24 protein-coding genes and 1 pseudogene are annotated in these 23265 nt (G+C 46.1%); all 25 read left to right on the top strand.

Annotated elements, in window-relative coordinates; translation table 11 throughout:
• Positions 1-5 precede the first annotated feature (5 nt).
• On the top strand, positions 6-1634 hold the full coding sequence (gene groL, locus GXO74_11395; GenBank protein NOZ62277.1) for a chaperonin GroEL: 1629 nt from the start codon (positions 6-8) through the stop codon (positions 1632-1634).
• A 228-nt stretch (positions 1635-1862) separates the two neighbouring features.
• Positions 1863-2351 carry a 2-amino-4-hydroxy-6-hydroxymethyldihydropteridine diphosphokinase gene (folK, locus tag GXO74_11390; GenBank protein ID NOZ62276.1) on the top strand — a complete coding sequence of 163 codons (489 nt, stop codon included), beginning with the start codon at positions 1863-1865 and terminating at the stop codon, positions 2349-2351.
• A 93-nt stretch (positions 2352-2444) separates the two neighbouring features.
• Entirely contained in the window at positions 2445-3302 is an 858-nt protein-coding gene (locus GXO74_11385; GenBank protein ID NOZ62275.1) for a site-specific DNA-methyltransferase, read from the top strand.
• A gap of 218 nt (positions 3303-3520) precedes the next feature.
• A complete protein-coding gene (locus tag GXO74_11380; GenBank protein NOZ62274.1) occupies positions 3521-4162 on the top strand; it encodes a deoxynucleoside kinase in 642 nt (213 codons plus the stop codon).
• A gap of 17 nt (positions 4163-4179) precedes the next feature.
• Positions 4180-4359 (top strand): hypothetical protein, encoded by a 180-nt coding sequence (locus GXO74_11375; protein NOZ62273.1) that lies wholly within the window; start codon positions 4180-4182, stop codon positions 4357-4359.
• A 94-nt stretch (positions 4360-4453) separates the two neighbouring features.
• Positions 4454-5824 carry an HD domain-containing protein gene (locus tag GXO74_11370; GenBank protein ID NOZ62272.1) on the top strand — a complete coding sequence of 457 codons (1371 nt, stop codon included), beginning with the start codon at positions 4454-4456 and terminating at the stop codon, positions 5822-5824.
• The gene (locus GXO74_11365) at positions 5821-6342 is read left to right on the top strand and encodes a hypothetical protein (GenBank protein ID NOZ62271.1); all 522 of its coding nucleotides are present in this window, start codon (positions 5821-5823) and stop codon (positions 6340-6342) included. The genes GXO74_11370 and GXO74_11365 overlap by 4 nt, the downstream gene beginning before the upstream one ends.
• 115 nt (positions 6343-6457) lie before the next feature.
• A complete protein-coding gene (locus GXO74_11360) occupies positions 6458-7831 on the top strand; it encodes a sodium-dependent transporter (GenBank protein ID NOZ62270.1) in 1374 nt (457 codons plus the stop codon).
• Positions 7832-7912: 81 nt separating this feature from the next.
• Entirely contained in the window at positions 7913-8434 is a 522-nt protein-coding gene (locus GXO74_11355) for a DUF1648 domain-containing protein (GenBank protein NOZ62269.1), read from the top strand.
• A 16-nt stretch (positions 8435-8450) separates the two neighbouring features.
• Positions 8451-8996 carry an HDIG domain-containing protein gene (locus GXO74_11350; GenBank protein NOZ62268.1) on the top strand — a complete coding sequence of 182 codons (546 nt, stop codon included), beginning with the start codon at positions 8451-8453 and terminating at the stop codon, positions 8994-8996.
• Positions 8993-9379, top strand: a complete 387-nt coding sequence (locus tag GXO74_11345; protein ID NOZ62267.1) for a hypothetical protein — start codon at positions 8993-8995, stop codon at positions 9377-9379. The genes GXO74_11350 and GXO74_11345 overlap by 4 nt, the downstream gene beginning before the upstream one ends.
• A 46-nt stretch (positions 9380-9425) precedes the next feature.
• On the top strand, positions 9426-10145 hold the full coding sequence (locus GXO74_11340) for a peroxiredoxin (protein NOZ62266.1): 720 nt from the start codon (positions 9426-9428) through the stop codon (positions 10143-10145).
• 327 nt (positions 10146-10472) lie between these two features.
• Positions 10473-11894, top strand: a complete 1422-nt coding sequence (locus tag GXO74_11335) for an amidophosphoribosyltransferase (GenBank protein ID NOZ62265.1) — start codon at positions 10473-10475, stop codon at positions 11892-11894.
• A complete protein-coding gene (gene ubiA / locus GXO74_11330; GenBank protein ID NOZ62264.1) occupies positions 11887-12825 on the top strand; it encodes a UbiA family prenyltransferase in 939 nt (312 codons plus the stop codon). Before GXO74_11335 ends, ubiA begins: the two co-directional genes overlap by 8 nt.
• A gap of 15 nt (positions 12826-12840) precedes the next feature.
• Positions 12841-13014, top strand: coding sequence for a 4Fe-4S dicluster domain-containing protein (locus tag GXO74_11325; protein NOZ62263.1), 174 nt, complete (start codon positions 12841-12843; stop codon positions 13012-13014).
• Positions 13011-14183, top strand: coding sequence for an NAD(P)/FAD-dependent oxidoreductase (locus GXO74_11320; GenBank protein ID NOZ62262.1), 1173 nt, complete (start codon positions 13011-13013; stop codon positions 14181-14183). The genes GXO74_11325 and GXO74_11320 overlap by 4 nt, the downstream gene beginning before the upstream one ends.
• A 58-nt stretch (positions 14184-14241) precedes the next feature.
• Positions 14242-15240 carry a hypothetical protein gene (locus GXO74_11315; protein ID NOZ62261.1) on the top strand — a complete coding sequence of 333 codons (999 nt, stop codon included), beginning with the start codon at positions 14242-14244 and terminating at the stop codon, positions 15238-15240.
• Positions 15241-15271: 31 nt separating this feature from the next.
• Positions 15272-16186: a signal recognition particle-docking protein FtsY gene (gene ftsY / locus GXO74_11310; protein ID NOZ62260.1), complete on the top strand. Its 915-nt coding sequence runs from the start codon at positions 15272-15274 to the stop codon at positions 16184-16186.
• A complete protein-coding gene (gene rimO / locus GXO74_11305) occupies positions 16183-17469 on the top strand; it encodes a 30S ribosomal protein S12 methylthiotransferase RimO (GenBank protein NOZ62259.1) in 1287 nt (428 codons plus the stop codon). Before ftsY ends, rimO begins: the two co-directional genes overlap by 4 nt.
• A gap of 51 nt (positions 17470-17520) precedes the next feature.
• Entirely contained in the window at positions 17521-18819 is a 1299-nt protein-coding gene (locus GXO74_11300; GenBank protein ID NOZ62258.1) for a GWxTD domain-containing protein, read from the top strand.
• A gap of 56 nt (positions 18820-18875) precedes the next feature.
• Entirely contained in the window at positions 18876-19838 is a 963-nt protein-coding gene (locus tag GXO74_11295; protein NOZ62257.1) for an LD-carboxypeptidase, read from the top strand.
• Between the two features lie 14 nt (positions 19839-19852).
• Positions 19853-20488 carry a phosphoribosylglycinamide formyltransferase gene (locus GXO74_11290; protein ID NOZ62256.1) on the top strand — a complete coding sequence of 212 codons (636 nt, stop codon included), beginning with the start codon at positions 19853-19855 and terminating at the stop codon, positions 20486-20488.
• Between the two features lie 139 nt (positions 20489-20627).
• The gene (ddpX, locus tag GXO74_11285) at positions 20628-21284 is read left to right on the top strand and encodes a D-alanyl-D-alanine dipeptidase (GenBank protein ID NOZ62255.1); all 657 of its coding nucleotides are present in this window, start codon (positions 20628-20630) and stop codon (positions 21282-21284) included.
• Positions 21281-22866: pseudogene (purH, locus tag GXO74_11280) on the top strand (bifunctional phosphoribosylaminoimidazolecarboxamide formyltransferase/IMP cyclohydrolase). Before ddpX ends, purH begins: the two are co-directional and overlap by 4 nt.
• A gap of 287 nt (positions 22867-23153) precedes the next feature.
• The coding region (locus GXO74_11275; GenBank protein ID NOZ62254.1) for a rod shape-determining protein at positions 23154-23265 on the top strand (112 nt) is incomplete at its 3' end.

Raw genomic sequence — 23265 nt, 5'->3', positions numbered from 1 at the left:
GAGAAATGGCAAAAATAATAGATTTTGAGGCTGAGGCACGTAGCAAGTTAAAAACAGGGCTGGACATGTTGGCCAATACAGTTAAAGTGACTCTGGGGCCCAAAGGCCGAAATGTTGTCATTGACAAAAAATTTGGATCGCCGACGGTGACGAAAGACGGCGTAACGGTTGCCAGGGAAGTGGAACTGGAAGATCCGCTGGAAAACATGGGCGCTCAGATGGTTAAAGAAGTTGCCTCTAAAACGAGCGACATCGCTGGGGACGGAACCACGACAGCGACCGTATTGGCGCAGGCAATTTTCAAAAAAGGGCTGAAAAATGTGACGGCTGGCGCTAATCCCACTCATTTGAAACGTGGCATCGACGAAGCTGTGAAAGTTGTCATTGAAGAAATTAAAAAGATGAGCAAAGAAGTTCAGGGCAAAACGGAAATTGCTCAGGTCGGCGCAATTTCTGCAAATAACGATCATTCCATTGGCGAGTTGATCGCTGAAGCTATGGAAAAAGTCGGAAAAGACGGCGTGATTACAGTCGAGGAAGCAAAGTCTACCGATACGACGCTTGAGGTTGTAGAAGGTATGCAGTTTGATCGCGGCTATCTGTCTCCCTATTTTGTGACCGACGTGGACACGATGGAAACCTTTATGGAAGATCCGTACATTTTGATTCATGACAAAAAAATCTCCGTGATGAAAGACCTGCTTCCCATTCTGGAAAAAGTGGCTCAGACAGGTCGCCCCATGTTGATTATTGCTGAAGATGTGGAAGGCGAAGCGCTGGCAACTCTGGTCGTCAACAAAATTCGCGGCACGTTGAAAATCGCGGCGGTGAAAGCCCCCGGCTTCGGCGATCGCCGCAAAGCCATGTTGGAAGATATCGCCATTTTGACCGGCGGACGCGTGATTTCCGAGGAAACTGGTTTTAAATTAGAAAACACAACTATGGACGATCTCGGCACCGCTAAACGCGTCAGCATCGACAAAGAGAACACCACAATCGTCGAGGGCGCTGGCAAAACAGAAGACATCAAAGCGCGTATCAACCAGATCAAAAAGCAGATCGAAACAACAACTTCCGACTATGACAAAGAGAAACTTCAGGAACGTCTTGCGAAATTGGCAGGCGGTGTGGCAGTGTTGAACGTCGGTGCGGCAACGGAAGTTGAAATGAAAGAGAAAAAAGCCCGCGTGGAAGACGCGCTGCACGCAACCCGCGCAGCCGTGGAAGAAGGAATTGTTCCCGGCGGCGGCGTTGTTTACATTCGTGCGCAGAAGGCTTTGGAGAAAATGAAGTTGGAAGGCGACATGAAAGTCGGCATGGAAATCGTGAAACGCGCGCTGGAAGAGCCGCTGCGTCAGATCGCTGAAAACGCCGGTTGGGAAGGATCCATCGTCGTGCAGAAAATTCGCGAAGGGAACGAGACCTTTGGTTTCAACGCGGAAAATGAAACTTTCGGCGACATGATCGAAGCCGGAATTATCGACCCGACAAAAGTCTCTCGCATTGCGCTGGAAAATGCTGCCAGTATTTCCGGATTGATGCTCATGACAGAGGCGACGATTGTCGAGAAGCCGGAAGAAGAAAAAATGCCGCCTATGCCTGCCGGTGGTGGCGGAATGGGTGGTATGTATTAATTTTAATGTTCAGGTTTTAAATTCAAAAGCCCTGCTGAGTTCTTTGGCAGGGCTTTTTGTATTTTGCGGGTTAAATATTGCCAATCCGGGATTTTCGTACGAAAGAAATTGAACAATCTCTTGATTTCACTTTTTTTAGCTTGACAAAATTGAATTGTTTTAATATATTTAAATTTGCTATATTTAGTTCATTTTGGAGATAACTTTCAATATCGTGAGCGTTTGATTGTGGGAGCGGCAGGAATTTTTCTTGGTCTGGGGACGAATTTGGGAGATCGGGAGCGAAATCTCATTCATTGTCTGAAAGAATTAACCGTAACAGATCAGGTGGAAATTTGTCGCATCTCATCAGTTTACGAGACAGCGCCGGTCGGCGTAACTGACCAGCCTGATTTTTTGAATATGGTTGTGGAGATTGAGACGTCGCTGTTGCCGTGGCAATTGTTGCACTTCGTAAAGAAAGTAGAAAAAAAAATCGGCAGAAAAAATGGCCGCCGTTGGGGACCGCGACTGATTGATGTCGATATTTTGGCGTATCGAGATGTCGTATTAGAAGCGAACGAACTCAAGATTCCCCATGCGCGTCTTGCCGAGCGGCTGTTTGTTCTCATTCCGCTGCAGGAGATAGCGCCTGACTTTTTCCATCCCCAATTGAATGTGTCCGTAGCGGAACTTATTCAGCAGTGTCAGGATATAAAACAAGTTAGAATTTACTGAGGGGAAGGGTAGGAGAAAAAAGAAGAAGGCTGGATAAAGGCGGGGACGGGGCTAAAAGGTTTGTTGCAGCAATTAAAAAGAGAGTTTAATATAATGAAGGCATATTTTAGTGATATAGGGCTGCGCTTGTATCTTGGAGATGTTATTACAATATTAAATCAATTGCCAGAAGAAACGATTGATTTGATTTTTGCCGATCCGCCCTACAATTTATCGAACGATGGCTTTACTTGTCACGCCGGCAGAAGGGTTAGCGTTAATAAAGGCAATTGGGACAGGAGTAAGGGTGTAGAAGAAGATTTTGGATTTCACTATGAATGGATAAATGCATGCAAAAGAGTTTTGAAACCAAATGGGACATTATGGATTTCAGGTACCTATCATTCAATTTATGCGTGTGGCTTTGCATTACAAAAACAAGGATGGCATATCATAAATGATATTTCCTGGTTTAAACCTAATGCAGCTCCAAATTTGTCATGCCGGATGTTTACTGCCAGCCATGAAACACTGCTTTGGGCAAAAAAAACAAAGAAAGCCAAGCATGTTTTTAATTACGACCTCATGAAAAATGGGGATTGGAATGGTGATTTTTTAAAAAAACCGAATAAACAAATGAGAAGCGTATGGGCAATAAATACCCCCAAAAATGGGGAAAAAAAGCATGGAAAGCACCCCACGCAAAAGCCAGAAGAATTATTAAAACGAATTATTTTATCCAGCAGCAATGAAGGCGATACTGTTCTTGATCCTTTTTGCGGAAGCGCAACTACCGGGGTTGTTGCCATTAGATATAAAAGAAAGTTCGTTGGAGTTGATTTAGAAAAACAATATCTTGATGATTTAGCGATTCCCCGTATGAAAGACGAAATTTTAATTAGTAACCAAGTTACATTATTTAGCTCTCTTACTGTAAAAGATCAAAAAAATGAATTCGGATTATTGCCCTAAGTGAGTTTTATGGATAGAAAAGAAGCTGTTACCAGATTAAAACAATTGGTTGGGCGGATTACATTTTTTCTCAAAAATCCGTTTTTGGGCCTTTAAGAGTAAACTCAAATATAGTAACCAAACGTTGCATATTATCATATTACCGGGCATCGTTAGCGGCTTGTGAGATTAATTGTTCATTTGATGCAGAAGAATTCAGAATTAGCGCAGAAACTCCAATGGAAATCCAGAAACAAAAATTAGATTATATCGCCATCGAGGGCGTCATCGGCGTGGGGAAAACTTCGCTGACGAGAATGTTGGTGGATCGTTTCAATGGCCGCGGCATCTATGAAATTGTGGAGGAAAATCCTTTTTTGGCGGATTTTTATCGCGATGCGGAACGCTATGCCTTTCAGGTGCAGATGTTTTTTTTACTGAGTCGCTATCGCCAGCAAATGGAAATTCCGCAGCGCGATTTGTTTCATCAAATGCTCATCGCCGACTACATTTTTGCCAAGGATAAAATTTTTGCCTATCTGAATTTAGAAGACAGAGAGCTTTTTTTGTACGAAAAAATTGTTACCTTGATGGAGCGCGATATTCCGAGACCGGATTTGGTGGTTTATTTGAAATCCACGCCGGAGCGGCTGATGCAAAATATCAAAAAGCGCGACAGGCCTTTCGAGCGCGAGATGAAATACGAATACATTGATTCTCTGAATCAGGCTTACAATCGATTTTTTAACCATTATTCGGACACGCGATTGTTGGTCGTCGATGCCACGGAAATGGATTTTGTCGCCAAAAGGGAAGATTTTGAAACGATTGTGGGGTTGATTCGAAACATGGAGGGACAGCGCGCAGAGTATGTTGGTTAACAGAAAAGGTTTAGCAAATGTTATTTAGAATGTTTATTTACGGGGTTATTATCTGGCTTATTGCCAAATTTGTCGGGCTATTTTTTCGCTCTCAGGGGGACCGCACCACGGTCAAGGGACGCGTCAAAGATCCCGATCCGCTGGATTTGAAAAACGCGGATGTTGAGGACGCGGATTTTGAGGAGATTGATGAATGAATTTTATCAGAGGAAAAGCGGAAGGATTTTAATAAATTAAATTTGGGAGGGAATTCACCGAGATAATTGGTAATGGAGGGAGTTAAGGGAGACGATGATGTCAAATGACAGCATGAGTGAAGGAAAAATTCCGCAACTGATCTTTGAAAAGAGACTTGCATTCTACAAAGAAGAACATCAGCGGTTGACGACACTGTTGAATGTCACGCGAAATATTTCCAAAGAGTTGGAGTTGAACCGGCTTCTGGTGACGATTATGGACGAGGTGAAACGAGCGCTGAAGGCTGACCGGTGTACTGTTTTTTTAGTTGACAAAGAAAAAAATGAATTGTGGTCAAAAGTTGCCCATGGCGAAAATGAAATTCGGTTTCCCGCTCACCTGGGCATTGCCGGCTATGTTGCGAAAACCGGCGATGTGCTGAATATTCCCGACGCTTACGCTGATTCCCGTTTTAACCCGGATATTGACAGGAAAACCGGCTACCAAACGCGAAACATGTTGACTTTTCCCATGCGGAACAAGTTGAACGAAATTATCGGCGTTTTTCAGGTGTTAAATAAATTCGAGGGCGCGTTCACGCGGGAGGATGAGGGACTACTGGACGTGATTTCTACCATCGCGGCGACGCAGTTGGAAAATGCCCAACTTTACGAAGAGCAGAAAAAAACGCTGGACAGTTTTGTCGAGACTTTGGCGAGCACCATCGACGCCAGAGATTCTCTGACCGCGGGTCACTCCAAGCGCATTGCTCAATATTCCATGGAAATCGCCGAAATAATCGGCTTGCCGGAAAAGCGGAGAGAACTGCTGCGCTACGCGGCGCTTTTGCATGATTACGGCAAAGTCGCCATTCGCGAGCAAGTTTTGTACAAAAAGAGCAGTCTCACGATTGAGGAATATTGCAAAATCCAGGAACATCCGGCGATTACCAGAAATATTTTGAAAAAAATTAATTTTAGTCGGGATTTCAAAGAATTGCCGAAAATCGCCGGCGCACACCACGAGCGCTTGGACGGCAGCGGCTATCCCGAAGGTTTGGCGGGCGATGAAATTCCGTTGGAGTCGCGAATTTTGAGTATTGTGGATATTTTTGACGCCATGACTTCGCGCCGGCCCTATCGCGACCGCATGGATTTCGAAAATGTGATGGAAAATATCGAGCAAAATGTCGGGAAACATCTTGATCGCGATTTGTTTGTCGCGTTCAAAAAAATCCGGCTGGATCGATTGATTGAAATTTTGGCGAAAGAAGAAGAGGATCATTCGGACCATTTGATCAAGGAAGACCTGGAGTTCATGAGCCAGTTTACCATTCAGGATTTGATGGATATCATTGAAAATAAGCCGCTGGAGCCAAACGGACAGAAAATAGTGAATAAGTTTTACAAATATTACTATCGTGATTACCTTAACGGCGAGGGTGAGAAATTCAAAGACCCGCTAAAAGTGGCAACGTTGTTATGAAATATTTTGCAATTGGCACAACGGCTTTGATGATGGTGTTTTTGTCCGGGAATTTTTTCGGAGAAGGCTGGTGTCAACAAGCGCTCACCGACTCGGTTCAAATAAAAAAGCCACAAAGCAGCGAAAAAACAGATACGCTGAAACTGGCGGTCAAGTCGCCGACGGGCGCGTTTGTCCGTTCTTTGATATTCCCGGGCCTGGGTCAGTGGTACAATGGCAAAAAACTGAAAGCCGTCGTTATTTTTTTTGGTCAGACAGGCCTGGCGGCGAACGCGATCTATTTAAACCAGCAGCTTGTGAAAAGTCACACCGATAACGAGCGGGAGTTTTATATCAACAATCGAAATCTTTCCGTGTGGTGGCTTATCGGCGTGACGCTTTTTAGTATGGCTGACGCTTACGTTGACGCGCAAATGTCGGATTTCGATGAAAGTCTGGATCTCTCTCATTTTCAAATACAGCCGATGATCGAGGAAAAATCCGCGAGCGTGTCGATTCTGCTTAGCTATCGATTTTAGCTTGCGAAAGCAGCGACAATTTGGTTGCTATTTGACCTGTGCGGCATCGGGGTAATCTTTATTTTTCAATGACGAAAGAAACGAGTGAATTCATCGACTAACACAGGAGGAAGCGGTGTCTTCTACTGAATTAGACCGTGGAAATTGGGGCTCTAAAGTTGGTTTCGTTTTAGCGGCAGCGGGTTCTGCGATTGGGTTGGGCAATATCTGGCGTTTTCCTTATGTTGCCGGTCAAAATGGCGGCGCTGTTTTTGTTCTCATTTACGTGATTTTTGTGGCGATGATCGGTTTGCCGGTGATGATTTCCGAGCTTTCCATCGGCAGGCGGACGCAAAAAAATCCGGTTGGCGCCTTCAAAGTTCTTTTTCCCAAATCATTTTGGAAATACGTTGGCGGACTGGGCGTAGCGACTGGCATCGGTATCCTCTCATTTTATGCCGTTATCGCTGGTTACACTGTCGGTTATTTTGTCAAAATTATTCTCGGCGATTTTAATCATGTTCTTACCGGCGAAGAATCGGCGGCGATTTTTACATCTTTTACCGCGAATCCGTACATTTCCATCAGTTTGTTGCTCCTGTTTGTCGGGTTGACAGTGTTGGTCGTCATGGGCGGCGTGTCCTCGGGAATTGAGCGCTGGTCTAAAATCTTAATGCCAATTTTGTTTTTGCTGCTCATCTTGTTGGCGATTCGTGCGGTGACGCTGCCGGGGGGGCGCGCCGGATTGAGCTTTTATCTTAAGCCGGATTTCAGTAAATTGTCGTTGACAACATTTGCCCGAGCGCTGGGGCAGGCGCTGTTTTCGTTGAGTCTGGGAATGGGGACGATGATCACCTACGGCAGTTACATTTCCAAAAAAGATAATTTAGTGACTTCCGCGGCTTACGTGGCTCTTTTTGACACGCTCATTGCCATTCTGGCGGGATTGGTGATATTCCCGGCTCTTTTTGCCATGGGATTGGATCCGGCAGGCGGCGCCGGATTGGTTTTTGTGGTGCTGCCGTCCATTTTCGCCAAAATGCCCGGCGGGATGATTTTTGGCGCGGGAATTTTTCTGTTGCTGGCAGTGGCGGCGCTGACTTCGACTATTTCGCTGTTAGAGGTGCCGGTCGCCTACTTTGTCGATGAACACAAATGGTCGCGGAAGAAAGCGGTCATCTGGATGGGAATCATCACTTTCATCATTGGCATTCCCTCGGCGCTGTCCCTGGGAGCAAATTCGTTTTTGAGCACACTCATCCGTAAGGATTTTGGTTTTCTGGACATGATGAATGCCGTGTTTGGCAATTACTCCCTTTCTATCGGTGCGTTTTTCATTTCCATTTTTGCCGGTTACAAGTGGGGCGTGCACGCTGTCGCTAAAGAAATCGAGCAAGAAGGGAATATTTTCTTTTACAAAAAACTGTGGATGTTCATCATCCGATTCATCTGCCCGGTGGCGATATTTTTCATTCTGGCCTACATCGCCTGGACGGGGAATTATTTTTAATTTCAGAAAAAGTTCATTTCTAATTTTTCCAGAAAGGTTGCTGGCGTTTTTTTGCATTCTCCGGAAAGGTGTGAAGATCGAATGTATTCTGACAAACGTTTAATTTTAATATTGATCGCTTTTCTGGTTCTAGCGGTCTTGCAGGCAATATATTTTTATCCAAAACTTCCGGATAAAATCGCTACTCATTACGGAGCAGACGGCGTTCCTGATGGTTACAGCGACAAAACGAAGGCTCTAATTTTCGACATTGCCCTGCTTGTCTTCATGAGCGGAGTTTTCTTTGGGCTGAGCTGGATGATGAAAAAAGTACCGGATAATCTGATCAATATCCCCAATAAAGATTTCTGGCTGAAATCGGAAAATAAACCTCTGACAGTGAAAATCATTTCTTCGTTTGGCTTGAAAGTGGGAATTGTAACTGAACTATTTTTGCTGATGCTGTTTCAGAGAATTTATTCGATTAACATCAGCGGCTCACGTCTCAACAGTACTAATTTTTGGTTTGGGCTTTTAGTCTATTTTGTCGCCATCGGGTTTTTGGTCTGGCAGTTTTATCAGTTTTTCCAAAGCAAAGAGCGAATTAACAGATTTCAAAGATAAAATTAGAGGGAAGATGATGGACAGAGAAGCAGCTTATGCTCTGGCGAAATCACGTTTTAAAAATAAAAATCTCTTCAAGCATGTTTTGGCAGTGGAAGCAGTGATGCGCGGACTGGCGGCACATTTCGGCGAAGACGAGGAAAAATGGGGACTTGCCGGCTTGCTGCACGATTTGGATTATGAGGAAACGCAGCACGATCCTGACCGGCATACTTTGATCACTGAGGAGTTGCTCGCTCCCTACGAACTTGATCCGGAAATCATTGAATCCATCAAAGCGCACAATGATAAAGCGCCGCGGGAGAAATTAATTTGCAAAGCGATTTACGCGGCAGATCCGGTGACCGGGCTGATTGTCGCGGCGGCGCTCATGCACCCGGATAAAAAACTTAAGTCTGTGGACGTGCCGTTTATCATGCGCCGCTTCAAAGAGAAACGATTTGCCGCCGGCGCCAATCGGGAACAAATTCAGGCGTGTTCAGAAATGGGACTGTCTTTGGAAGAATTTTTGGACATTGCCTTAAAATCGATGCAAAATATTGACGGAGAATTGGGCTTGTGAAAAAGGTCTTGACATTATTTTTGTTGCTGTCCGTTTTTGCTCTTGACGGCATGGCGAGTGAAAAAACGCCGGCGGACACATCGGTTTCTATTTTAAAATTAAAGCCAATTACTTTTACCGTCGAAGATTCCTGGTTCAGCCGGGACAAGGCGCATCATTTTTTGACAAGCGCCTTTCTGGCATCGGCTGGCTACTATTATTCGCGCGAAATGAGCGGAAAGTCGGAAATGCGCTCTCGAAGCGTGGGCGTGGGTTTTTCGCTTTCACTGGGGATTTTGAAAGAGATCAGAGACGGAATGCAGCCGCGGAACGATTTTAGCTGGAAAGACCTTGTCGCAGATTGTTTGGGCACAGGGTTGGGAATTTTGTTAATGAAAGAATAACCCCTTTTTTTATTGCTTTTTAGATTTAAATTGAGGAGGGTTGCCTATGGAAGAAGAAATCAAGGTTGGTTGTGCTCGACCAACAGGAGGCCCTGTCGGTGAAGCGGCAGAAAAAAATCCGGAACAAGAAGAAAAATCAATTACGGAGGTGCAAAGAATGATTAAAGTGGGACAGAAGGCGCCGGATTTTACCGCCCCGGCGTATTTCAAGGGCAAGTTTGTCAATATTAAGTTGTCAGATTACCTGGGAAAATGGGTTGTATTGTGTTTTTATCCCGGCGATTTCACATTCGTCTGAGCAACGGAAGTTTCAGCAGTTGCTGAAAAATTTTCTGAATTTCAAAAATTGGGCGTAGAAGTTTTGTCGATGAGTATCGACAGCGTTTTCGTCCACAAAATGTGGAATGATTACGAATTATCAAAAATGGTGGGTGGTGGAATTCCGTTTCCCATGATGTCGGACACCGGCGGAAAAGTAGGCACGATTTACGGCGTTTACGACGATGCTGCTGGCGTAGAAACCAGAGGCCGTTTTCTTATTGACCCGGATGGCGTTATTCAAGGATACGAAGTATTGACTCCCCCCGTAGGCAGAAATGTAAATGAAACGCTCAGACAAATTCAGGCTTTCCAATTAGTCAGAAAGAGCAAGGGCGCCGAGGCGACTCCTTCCGGTTGGAAGCCGGGGAAAATTACTCTAAAACCCGGCCCCGATTTAGTGGGTAAGGTCTGGGAAGTCTGGAAAACTGACATGGCGTTCGAATAGTTTGTCCAGCTAATTTTTGAAAAATAGCAACGGTGGGAACCGGACATGGGGGATGCATTTGTTGTTGTAAGTTGCGTTTTTTTGACCGGTTCCTGCCTTCATTTTTTTTGTGAAAATTTATTTTGATTGAATAGTCCTGTTTAGTCAGATTCGGTTTAAACATCCCCCTTTGCCCCCTTTCAAAGGGGAGAACCAGAAAACTCCCTCTTTAGAAGGGGGATGTCCGGTAGCTTGAATGACAGAAATATTGTAAATCTGACTAAGCAGTTATAGTTGGCTGATTTGTTTCGACGGCAATTAATCTGAAATGGTCTGGATCGAAAAAGAATGAAGCAAGTTTTTGACGACAAACTTCGGGAAAAATGCGCGGTAATGGGCGTTTACAATCATCCCAAAGCCGCCAATTTAACATATTTGGGCTTGTACGCATTGCAGCATCGCGGACAGGAAAGTTCCGGCATTGTTTCCAACGACAACGGGACATTTTACAAACACATCAACCTGGGGCTGGTTGCTGATGTGTTTTCCGATGTAAGTAATCTGAAAAAATTAAAAGGCAATATCGCCATCGGCCATAATCGCTATTCCACAACAGGGTCGACGAAATTAGTGAACGCTCAGCCGTTAGTTGTCAGTTCAAAATTTGGCCCTATGGCGATTTCTCACAACGGAAATTTTGTCAACTCCCACGCATTGCGTGAAGAATTGGAAGAACAGGGCGCCATTTTTCAGACGACCACGGACACGGAAATTGTCTTGCATTTAACCGCGCGATCAAAAAAAACAACGAAAGTGGAGAAATTCATCGATTCTCTGGACAGAATCGAAGGAGCTTTTTCTCTGGCGATTTTAACGCAAGAAATGATGATTGCCGTTCGTGATCCCTGGGGATTCCGGCCGCTGTGCATTGGCAAAAAAGGGGATGCTTATTTTGTGGCCTCTGAATCCTGCGCCCTGGATATTGTTGACGCAGAATATCTGCGGGAAATCGAACCCGGCGAGATGGTTGTCTTTGACAAAAACGGAATGACTCCCCACCATCTCGGTCGCAAAGTTGAAAACAAGGCCTGCATTTTTGAATACATTTACTTTTCCAGACCCGACAGTCGAATTTTTGGGGAAAAGGTGGACAAGGCTCGCCGGAAATTGGGCAAAACTTTAGCTCGCGAAGCGCCTGTGGAGGCGGATCGCATTATTTCTGTTCCTGATTCCAGTAACACGGCTGCACTCGGCTATGCGCAGGAAACGGGAGTCAGGTTTGAAATTGGTCTGATTCGAAATCACTACATCGGCAGGACTTTCATTCACCCGGTGCAGTCGATGCGGGATTTTAATGTGCGCATCAAATTTAATCCGGTGAAAGGTGTGCTCAAAAATAAAAGAATTGTGATTGTGGAAGATTCGATTGTTCGCGGCACCACGCTGCGCCATCTGGTACGCATGGTGAGAAATGCCGGCGCCAAAGAAATTCATATCCGCGTGAGTTCGCCGCCGATTTTGTATCCCTGCTACTACGGAATGGATTTTCCCACAAAAGAGGAACTCATCGCATCGACGAAGTCTATCGAAGAAATTCGGGAATATTTAGAGGCAGACTCGTTGCACTATTTGTCCATCGAGGGGTTGCTGGAAGCCGTGCCCTGTCAAAACTGCGGCTACTGTACCGCTTGTTTCACCGGCGCGTATCCGATTGCGCCGGACAGGTTTGCGAAAAAAGGTCAACTCGAAAACGGAATCATGGATGACTGATCCCAAAGAAAATAAATTTTTGCGGTATTTGGATTATTTTTTTATCATGAGGCCCACACTATTTTTCCCTTTGTGGACGTTTTTTTTAGCGGGATATTACGCGGCGGAACGCACTCACCCCGGCGGTGCCTCTGCGCGCTCACCGTTTTTCGCCGTAATTCTGTTGACTTTGCTCATGGGAGCGGTTTTCATCGTCAATCAGATTGTTGACGAGGCGACTGACGCGAAAAATGATAAACTTTTTTTCATTGCAAAAGGTATCATCAGCCGATCTGCCGCAATCAAGCAGGCGACTTTGCTCATTGTCACGACGATTTTTCTGGCTTCTCTTTCAGAGATTCGATTGGGCGTTATTTTCATTGTTGTTGCTTTTTTTACCGGCTATTTGTACAGCGTAAAACCGTTTAGCTGGAAAGACAGGCCGCTGCTGGGATTAGTGACAAATTTTGGGGGAGGGTGGTCAATTTTCGTCAGCGGCTGGCTGTCGTCCGGGAATTTTAATTGGGAATTTGCCTTTCAGGGGCTGCCTTATGCCATTGCCATCGTCGCCGTGTTTTTGTTGACGACGATTCCTGACATCCCCGGCGACATGGAAGTGGGAAAAATAACCTTCGGCGCAAAATATGGTGTAAAAAAGACGACGTTTTGGGCGTTGATTGCGGAACTTGGTTGCGCCGGCGCTTCTCTCTGGCAGAAAGAATGGATTTTATTTTTTCCGTCTCTGGCAGCCATGCCGTTGTTTTTGGCAGCAGCGATAAAAAATGATGAAGTTTCCATTGCCCGCGCCATTAAATTTACTGTCCTTTTTGCATCGCTTGCGGTGTGTGTCGTTTTTCCGGTGTATTTTCTGGCGTTGGCGGCTAATTTTTATTTTTCCAAATGGTACTACCGAAAAAGATTTGATCTGGAATATCCAAAATTTGCAGCGTAATTTCAGGAGATTGAAATGGTTCAGGTGAAGTTGGATTTGTGCGATTTTTGCGGAACGTGCGTTTCTGTTTGCCCTGTGGACGCCATTGAATTGCTGGAGGCGATGCTACTTGTCGATCAGGACAAATGCATTGATTGCATGAAGTGCGTTATTGTGTGTCCGTTGCGCGCACTGGAGGGAACAGAATGAAGGAAATGTACGATATTGTTGTCGTTGGCGCTGGCCCTGCCGGTTCCACGGCGGCGCGAGTTGCCGCCCGAAATGGCGCCTCGGTTTTGATGCTGGAAAAAGACCGCGAAGTGGGCATTCCGGTTCGCTGCGCAGAGGCAGTGGGCGAAATCGGAATGAACAGAATTGTGAAGCTTCGCCCGGAATGGATCGCTAATCGCATCGAAGGCGTGAGAATCATTGCACCGGACGGAACGCGGATAAATGTGCAGCACGACGAAATTGGCTTTATTTTGGACAGAAAAAAATTTGATTACGATCTGGCGCGCATGGCAGCGGAACAGGGCGTCGAAATTTTGACCAAAGCTTATGTTTTTGATTTAATCAAAGAAAACGGATTTGTCAGCGGCGTGAAATTTCGCTATTTGGACGAAGAATATTCAGTGCGCGCGAAAATTGTCATCGGCGCTGACGGCGTGGAATCGCGTGTGGGTCGCTGGGCAGGATTGAAGACGCATTTGAGTTTGCAGGACATCGAGACCTGTGCGCAGATGACGATCACGAATATTCCGCTGGAGAAAAATTACTGTGATTTTTATTTCGGCAGCGACATTGCGCCGGGCGGTTATTTGTGGGTTTTTCCCAAAAACGAAAATACCGCCAACGTCGGACTGGGCATTTCCGGCGTGGAAGCGAAGGACAAACCGCCCATTGAATATCTCAAAAAATTTGTCAAAGAACATTTTCCCGAAGGCGCTGTGCTGACGACCGTCGCCGGCGGCGTGCCTTGCGCTCCCCTGATGAAAAAAATGGTCGGTGACGGTATTATGCTTGTCGGCGATGCGGCGCGTCAGGCGTTTCCCATCACGGGCGGGGGAATTTATTCCGGCATGTTGGCGGCAAAAATCGCCGGAGAAGTAGCGGTGGAGGCGATTAAATCCGGCGATTGGAGCGAAAAAATTCTGTCACGCTACCAAAAATTGTGGGAAAAAGAAGGCGGCACAGATCACAAGCGGGCGTATCGTTTGAAAGACCCGCTGTTCAAATTGACCGACGACGATTTGAACAAAACAGCGGCTGCCGTGGTGAAAAAACCGAAAGAAAAGCACACGATAGTTACTATTTTTAAAATAGCTCTGCTGAAAAAGCCCAAATTAATTGCGGAAGTGCTGAAGCTATTTTTGCGATAGGCGCTTTAATTTTTAATAAAAATAAGCCGAAGCACGGAATTAACCTCGGGAGGAAATCATGGCAAGAATTAAAACATTGACCTTGGTGATGGCAATTTTTGTTTTCATTGCTGCGGTAGCGGCGGTTGCCCAAACTCCGAAGCAGATAAAAAAATCGGATCAATTGACAAAAAATGCAATTGCGCTTTATCAGAAGAAAAAATATGACGACGCCAAAGAAAATTTGCAAGTAGCGGTGCGTCTCAATCCGAAAAATGTCAAGGCGCACGAGATGTTGTCTTTGTTGTATTACATTGAGCGGAATTTTGCCTCGGCGACAAAACAGGCGCAGATTGCCATTTCCATCAACAATAAATCCGCACCCGGCTACTACGTTTTGGGCATGATAAATTATCAAAATAAAGAAAAAGAAAAAGCCCGTTTCAATTTGACGCAAGCGCTGAAATATTTGCGCAATCCGGATCGGCGTGGCAAGGCGCAGCATGTGCTCAATAATTTGAAGAAAAATTTTAGCGAAACCAAGGCGAAAAAACCCATTCGCAGCAAAATTAAGAAAAAATTGAACCTGTCGACGGAAGCAACACCGACTGAAAATCCTGGTTATCAGCCCTATGTGGCGGTTTTTGCGTTTGAGGAATCAAATTCGCAAGCGCAGGGTCTGGGAAAAACCCTGTCGGAGATGTTGACAACGGCGCTGATTCAAAAGCAGAAATTCACTGTCATGGAGCGGACGCAATTGGAGAAAATTTTGCAGGAACAATCTCTCTCGCAAACGGGTGTCATTGATACGGAGGTGGCGTTAAAAGTTGGCAGACTGGCTGGTTTGCAGGCGGTGATATTGGGAAACGTGAGCCGACTGAATCGCAGAATCGAAGCGGACGTGCGATTGATTGACGTGGAGACGGGAAAGGCATTGGGCGCAGCGAACGGAAAAGTGGACGATGTGGAAAATGTGCGCGATTTAGCCAAACGTCTGGCTGATGATCTGGGAAATTTGGCGTCGACAATTCAGCCCAATAATGAAGAAGGTCCGGATTCGACGAAAACCGGAAAATAAAGTTACTAAAATTTGAAATAGGAAGCAGCGGATGGTTGGGAAGTTAAAACAAAAATTGACCAAAACCAGAGAAGGCTGGCTGGGAAAAGTGACCGCAGTGGTCAAATCACAGCCTGACATTGATGAGGATTTTTTTGATTCGCTGGAAGAAGTGCTGATCTCCGGCGACTTGGGCGTAAATTTTGTCATGGAATTGATGGACAATGTTCGCGATACTGTCGAAGAATTAGGCATTAGAAAATCGGAAAATATTTTACGCATTCTAAAAACCGGTATGTTGCGGTCTCTGAAAGAAGATTTTCAGAATACGAGAGACGAAGTCGTTCATGAAAAAAACCCGTTTGTGATTATGGTTGTCGGCGTGAACGGCACGGGAAAAACTACCACTATCGGCAAACTGGCGGCTCTTCTCAAACGAGACCATGAAAAGGTTTTGCTGGCGGCGGCGGATACGTTCAGGGCGGCGGCGTCCGAACAATTGGAAATCTGGGCCGATCGCGCGCATGTGGACATTATTCGCAACCAGCCCGGCGCTGATCCGGCGTCCGTTGCTTTTGACGCGTTACAAGCGGCGGTCAGTCGCGGCGTGGCAACGCTCATCGTCGATACGGCGGGCAGATTGCACACAAAGACCAATTTAATGGAAGAATTAAAAAAGATTCGTCGCGTTTTGGGCAAGCTCGTTCCGGACGCGCCCCACGAAACATTGCTCATTCTGGACGCGACAACGGGGCAGAATGGTCTGAATCAGGCCAAACAATTCACTGACGCGGTCGGAGTGACCGGCATTGTGCTCACAAAATTAGACGGAACAGCTAAAGGCGGCATTGTTTTTTCCATTACGAAAGAGTTGGGGATTCCGGTGAAATACATCGGCGTCGGCGAGAAAATTGGTGATCTGGAAGTTTTCGATCCGGAAGAATTTGTCGAGGCGCTTTTTCAATGAAAATAAATATCATCACCCTGGGCTGCCCGAAAAATGTGGTCGATTCGGAAGTGCTGCGCGCTCAAATCGATAGCGAAAGAATTCAGTTCGTCGATGATGCGGAAAAGGCAGACACGATTGTCATCAACACGTGCGCGTTTATTTTGCCGGCGCGCGAGGAGGCAATTGAAACTATTCTGGAAGCTGTGGAATTGAAAAATTTCGGGCAGGTGGAAAATATTTTTGTGACCGGCTGCCTCGCGCAGATGAGCGTCGCTGAACTGAAAAGGGAAATTCCGGAAGTGGACGGATTCTTTCCGGAGAAAGATTTTGAAATCGTTGGCAAACGCATCGCCGATTATTTGAAAATTGAGAAAAAGAAAAACGGTCTCCGGCGAAATCTGGAAACGCCGTCCCATTATGCCTATTTGAAAATTTCCGACGGTTGCGACAATCGCTGCCGCTATTGCACGATTCCGCTGATCAAAGGCGGGCATCGCAGTCAGCCGTCGGAGAAACTGATTTGTGAGGCAAAGGAACTGGCGGAGCATGGCGTTCGCGAGCTAATTTTGGTGGCGCAGGACACGACCTACTACGGCAGAGATTGGGGAGAAAAAAACGGACTGGTCAAATTAATTCGTTCTCTGACAAAAATCGACAATTTGCAATGGATTCGATTATTGTACGCGCATCCGGCGCACGTGTCCGAGGAATTGATTCGGCTTTTTCAGGAAGAAGAAAAATTGTGCCGTTACGTGGATCTGCCGATTCAGCACATTTCTGACAAAGTGTTGAAATCAATGGGCCGGCCTTCTTCCTCAGCAGATATTCGCACAACAATCGAGCAGTTCAGAAAATTCGTGCCGGAGATGGCAATTCGCACCACGGTGATGGTGGGTTATCCGGGCGAGTCGGATGAAGATTTTTCCATTTTAAAAAGTTTTGTCAAAGAAATTCAGTTTGACAGACTTGGCGCTTTCAAGTTCATTCCGGAAGACGGGACACCGGCGGCATCACTACCGGAACAGATTGACGAATCCGTGAAAGAAGACCGAATGCAGGAACTGATGGAAATTCAGTTCGAAATTTCTCACAAAAAAAACAACGGCTTGGTGGGAAGAAGCCTTCCCGTAATAATTGATGAGGAAAACAGCCAGAACGGTTCCTTCTCGGGGAGAACAGAATGGGACAGCCCGCTTATTGACAATCTGGTTCACGTGAGCGGAGAAGTGTCGCCGGGTGAAATTTTGCCGGTAAAAATTGAAAAAGCCGAAAGCTATGACCTTTGGGGAAAATTAGTATGATGTTTTATCATATCAAATGACCATCGGCAACGCCGGTGGCAGGAGGTTTTTATGAAATTAAGGCAATTCAGAATTTTCGCAGCGCTGGTCTTGGCATTGATGTCATTCAGCGCGGCAGGTCTGAGTCAGACGGAATTGCAAACAGGAGCGCCGGGAGTTTTGCCGACATTCCACTGGGACGTTGTTGGCGCGGACGCGCCGCGTCCTGAATTGAGCCGAATTTATCTTTACGTGAAAACTCCGTTTGACGCATTGACTTTTGTCCGGGCGGACAGCGGCGGCTTTGAAGCAAGCTATGAAGTTTCGGTTACTGTTGACGATAAAGACGGTTTTCAAGTTGACGGAAAAACCTGGCAGGAGAAAGTGACTGCGGATAATTTTCAGGCGACAAATTCCAGACGAAGATTCAGCGTCACTCACGAGAAATTTGACATTGCTCCCGGAAATTACAAATTGACGCTCGGGTTCACCGATCTGGAGACGAAACGCACGAAAAAAACGGTCAGAAAAATAAAGCTGAAGAATTACTCAAAATGGAAATTGAGCGTCAGCGATGTGTCGTTCGTCAGAAATTTAGAGATTGATTCCGTCGGCGTCAAAACTTTCGTGCCCGAAGTCGCGGACTACATTGTGGATTTGTCCCGCAAGTTATTTTGTTATTTTGAAATTTACAATACGACACAATCTGCGGAAGACTACCAGATAGACTATGTGATCAAAAATAGCCGCAACAAAAAGGTTGTCGAACACAGCTACAAAAGAAAGAGCGATGGCCCTCGCACACTGGAGGCTTTTCCGCTAATTTCCAACAATCTTTCTCAAGGCGCTTATGAAATTGAAGTGAAAGTCAGTCAGGGCAAAACCAAGGCAAAAGTGAAAAAGCGTTTCATTGTGCGTTGGGCTGATTTGCCTTCGTCAATTTACGATATTGAACTGGCGATCAAGCAGGTGAAGTATATTGCCGGGAAAAAAGAGTGGGACAAGCTGAAAAAAACGCACGCCGATGAAAAACTGGAAGCTTTTCGCAACTTTTGGGCAAGAAGAGATCCCACGCCCGGTACGCCGCAAAACGAATGGATGGATGAATATTACGAACGCGTCGCTTACGCTAACGCGCGATTCGGCGGTTTCCGCGACGGCTGGAAGAGCGATATGGGCATGATTTATATCATTTTTGGCGCGCCGTCTGATGTTGAACGCCATCCGTTTGATCCGGGAAGTAAACCCTACGAAGTCTGGTACTACTACACAATTAACAAATCTTTTGTGTTCATGGACATGACGGGCTTTGGCGAGTATCGTCTGTTGACCCAATCGTGGGAAGACTGGCGCTATTTGATTCGACACTAATGGCGGGAAAAAATCCGGAAACAGATTTTGAAGCGAATGAGCAGAACGGAAATTTTATGCCACAAAAAGAAATTCTCAAACCCCCGGCTTTGCGTTTCGGAGCGACCATCGGCGTTGTCTCTCCGGCGAGCAGACCTTTGAATGATGAAAAATTTGACCGCGGCATCGAATATCTGAAACAGCGCGGCTACCAGGTCGTGGAAGGTGCTCACGCGAGAGACCGCTACGGTTATCTCGCCGGCAAAGATGCCGACCGCGCGGCTGATTTGAATCAGATGTTTGCTGACCCGGCAATTGAAGCAATAATTTGCTCGCGCGGCGGATACGGCACGCCACGCATGATTGATCGGTTAAATTTTGACATCATTCGACAAAATCCGAAAATTTTTGTCGGTTACAGCGACATCACGTCGCTGCAATTAGCAATCTGGAAGGAAACTCAACTAATTACCTTCTCAGGCCCCATGGTCGCAGTCGAGATGGGCGCCGGAATAGATGATTTCACAGAACAAAGGTTCTGGCGCATGATCACAGACGCTGCGCCTTCGGGGCTTTTGCATCCGCCGGAAGGACATGAATTAAAATTATTTTCTTCTGGCCGGGCAACAGGTCCGCTGATTGGCGGGTGTCTGTCTTTGATAAACACAGTTCTCGGCACGCCTTACTGTCCTGATTTCGAGGGCGCAATTTTCTACATTGAAGACATTGAAGAAGAACCATATCATTTAGACCGCTATCTGGCGCAAATGAAGATGGCGGGCATTTTTGAACAGATCGCCGGACTTGTGTTGGGGCAATTTGTCGATTGCGAGCCCGGAGAGCCGGAAAAACCCTATTTAACAGTGGAGCAGATTTTCGAAAATTACTTCAGCGAGTTGAAGATACCTATTGTGGGAAATTTTCCCTACGGCCACGTTCCGGTGAAGCACACCATGCCTCTCGGAGTAGAAGCAGAAATAAACACTGACGCCGGCGGACTGATTTTGTTGGAATCGCCGGTGACACAGCAAGTCGCTTAAACGGAAAATCAAATATGGAGAAACTTCGCATTGCCATTTTCGCTTCGGGCCGCGGCTCAAATTTTGAAGCGATTTTGAAAAATGTTTTGTCGGGAAAATTGAACGCGGAAATCGTGGTTGTCATTTCCAATAAAAAATCTGCGGGAGCGCTGGAAATTGCCAGGCAGCATGAAATTCCGGCGTATTTCATTTCGACAAAAAAATATCCTGATCAGGAGGATTTCGACAAAGAAGTTTTAAGAATTTTGTCAAAGCGTGAGGCAAATTTTATTGCGCTGGCGGGCTATTTGAAAATGATCGGGGTAGAAATTGTCAGGCGTTACCGCGGCAGAATTTTGAACATTCACCCAGCGCTGCTGCCTTCGTTCGGCGGCAAAGGTATGTTCGGAAACCGCGTTCACGAAGCCGTGCTTGCCTATGGCTGCAAAGTTTCCGGCGTCACCGTGCATTTAGTCGATGAATCCTATGACACCGGCCCTCCTGTGATTCAACGATGCGTCCCGGTGGCGGACGATGACACTCCGGATACTTTGGCGGCGCGCGTGCTGAAACTCGAGCATCAGATTTTCAGCGAAGCCCTTCAGTATTTTGCTGAAGGCAGAGTTCAAATCGAAGGCAGACGAGTGAAGATTCTGCCTGAAAAGAAATGAGCTTTTATGTCGTTTGGGGGTTCAAGTTACGGGTTGTTAGCGCGTATTGGGCACGGGCAACCCGATTCCAACAGTCCAATTAAAATGAAAAGCCTTCGAGCCTTGGCGGCTTGGAGGCATGACACAAAGGAAATCAAAAATGAAAACGAGAAATAATTTTTCCGTAAAGATTTTTCTTTTGTTTTTTCTTTTTTCAAGCGCAGCTTTCAGCCAACAGGAAACTGATCTGGTTGACATTACTGCGCTCGATTCGACAATCATTGTTGATTTGAAATATGCCACAGCGGACAATTTCATGGGCGACACCCTCTATTCGGCGAATATTTGTCTGCTGCGAAAAGATGTGGCACGCCGCATCGTTGAAGTGCAAAAGGAGTTGCGTCAAATGGGCCTGGGCTTGAAAATCTGGGATGGCTATCGCCCGCTTTCTGTGCAGAAAAAGATGTGGAAAAAAGTTCCCGATTCGAGATACGTGGCAAATCCGGCGAGAGGCTCCAATCACAACCGCGGCGCTGCAGTAGATTTGACATTGGTGGACAAAAACGGCAAAGGATTGGAGATGCCCACGGGATTTGATGATTTTACAGAAAAGGCAGGCAGCAATTACCCGAACGTGAGCGAGACCGCCAAAAAAAATCGGGAATTGTTGAAAAAAGTGATGATGCGTCACGGTTTCAAGCCGATCACATCAGAGTGGTGGCATTTTAATGATAAAAATATTCACGACTATCCAGTACTGGATGTGCCGCTGAACGTGTTGAAAAAGAAAAAGGAGAAAGGGACTGTCGAAAAATGAGCGAGAGAAAAATTCGCCGGGCGTTGATTAGCGTTTACGACAAAACAGATGCCCTTGCTTTTGCGAAAGGGTTGGCAGATTTGTCGATAGAAATTATCTCCACCGGTGGCACGGCGAAGTTGCTGCGGGAAAATGGAATCGACTGCGTCGATGTGGCGGATATTACTGGCGTACCGGAAATGCTGGACGGCAGAGTGAAAACGCTGCACCCGTTCATTCATGGCGCCATTTTAGCGAAGCGAGATAATTTGTCACACATGGGGCAACTCGAAAAAATGAAAATTCAGCCAATCGATTTGATTGTAATTAATTTGTACCCTTTTGAAAAAGCCATTCAGCAGCACGATACGACATTAGATGAGGCTCTGGAAAATATTGACATTGGCGGCCCCACAATGATTCGCGCGGCTGCAAAAAATTTTCCCGATGTTGCTGTAGTGACTTCTGTTGATCAATATGACGAAATTTTAGACGAGCTTAAAAATAACAGCGGCGCATTGTCTTCGGAAACAAGAAAAAAGTTAGCGATCGCTGCTTTTCAGAGAACGCATGAATATGATGGTATTATTTATCGCTATTTGCAGCAAGCGGATCCGAAGACCGAACCGGAGAAATTTCCGACATCTTTTAGCTTGAATTTGGGCAAAATACAGGATTTGCGGTACGGCGAAAATCCCCATCAACAGGCGGCATTCTATCGAGATTTGTCGAGTGTAACGCCAGGTCTCGCCGGACTGGAGCAGCTTCACGGTAAGGAATTGTCGTTTAACAATCTCATGGACCTGGACGCTATTGTGCGCATGGTGAGATCTTTTGAGCAGCCATGCTCTGTGATTGTCAAACACAGCAATCCTTGCGGCGTCGCAGTGGGAAACGACGTGCACGACGCATTTGTCAAAGCATTTGCCACAGATTCATTGTCGGCGTTCGGCGGAATTTACGGATTCAATCGCACGCTCGATTTGCAGACGGCAGAGGAATTGAGGAAAATTTTCATCGAGGTGGTTGTCGCGCCGGATTTTGAGGAAGGCGCTTTGCAGCTTTTGTCCAAGAAGAAAAATGTCCGCATTTTAAAATTAGCTTTCGGTCAGCGCGAAGAAAGCGCGCTCACTTTTAAGCACGTGTCCGGCGGTTTGCTCGTTCAGGATGAAGATGTTGCAGATCTGGATGAGGCAAAACTTCGCATCGTCTCTCAGCGAAAACCCACGGCAGAGGAAATGGAAGCGATGAAATTTGCCTGGAGAGTCGTCAAATGGGTGAAATCCAACGCCATTGTTTTCTGCCAAAAAGATCGAACGATTGGCATTGGCGCCGGCCAGATGTCCCGCGTGGATGCTTCGCAGTTAGCGATTGACAAAGCGCGCAAGGCAGGACTTTCGCTGGAAGGAACTGTGCTGGCGTCGGACGCATTTTTTCCGTTTCGCGATGGCGTGGATGTTGCTGCAAAAGCAGGAGCCACGGCAATAATTCAACCGGGCGGTTCTGTTCGCGACGCCGAATTCGCGACGCCGAAGTAATTGAGGCGGTAAATGCGCAAAATATGAGCATGATCTTTACCGGGATTAGGCATTTTCGACATTAGTTGGTGTGAGGGTAAAAAATATTTCACACGGAGCCACAAAGCCACAAAGATTTTCATTGAACACGGGAATTCATGGATTAGTTTTTCTTCGTTCTCCGTGACTTGGTGTGAGGATAAAAAAACATTTCACACGGAGCCACAAAGGCGCAAAGATTTTCAAAAAGATATTGGCACACGGGAATTCATGGATTGGTTTTTCTTCGTGGTTCCGTGGCTTGGTGTGCGGATAAGACATTTCACACGGAGCCACAAAGGCGCGAGGTGCGATACTGAGAGGAAGCGAGGATATGGGATTTTCTCTTTTTTCGGATTTAATGATTAACGATATTGCGATTGACCTGGGAACAGCAAATACACTCATTTACATAAAAGGCAAAGGCATTGTTGTCGACGAACCCT

Source organism: Calditrichota bacterium, from assembly GCA_013152715.1.
GTDB lineage: Bacteria > Zhuqueibacterota > Zhuqueibacteria > Thermofontimicrobiales > Thermofontimicrobiaceae > 4484-87.
This window is presented reverse-complemented; position numbering and strand designations above follow the sequence as displayed.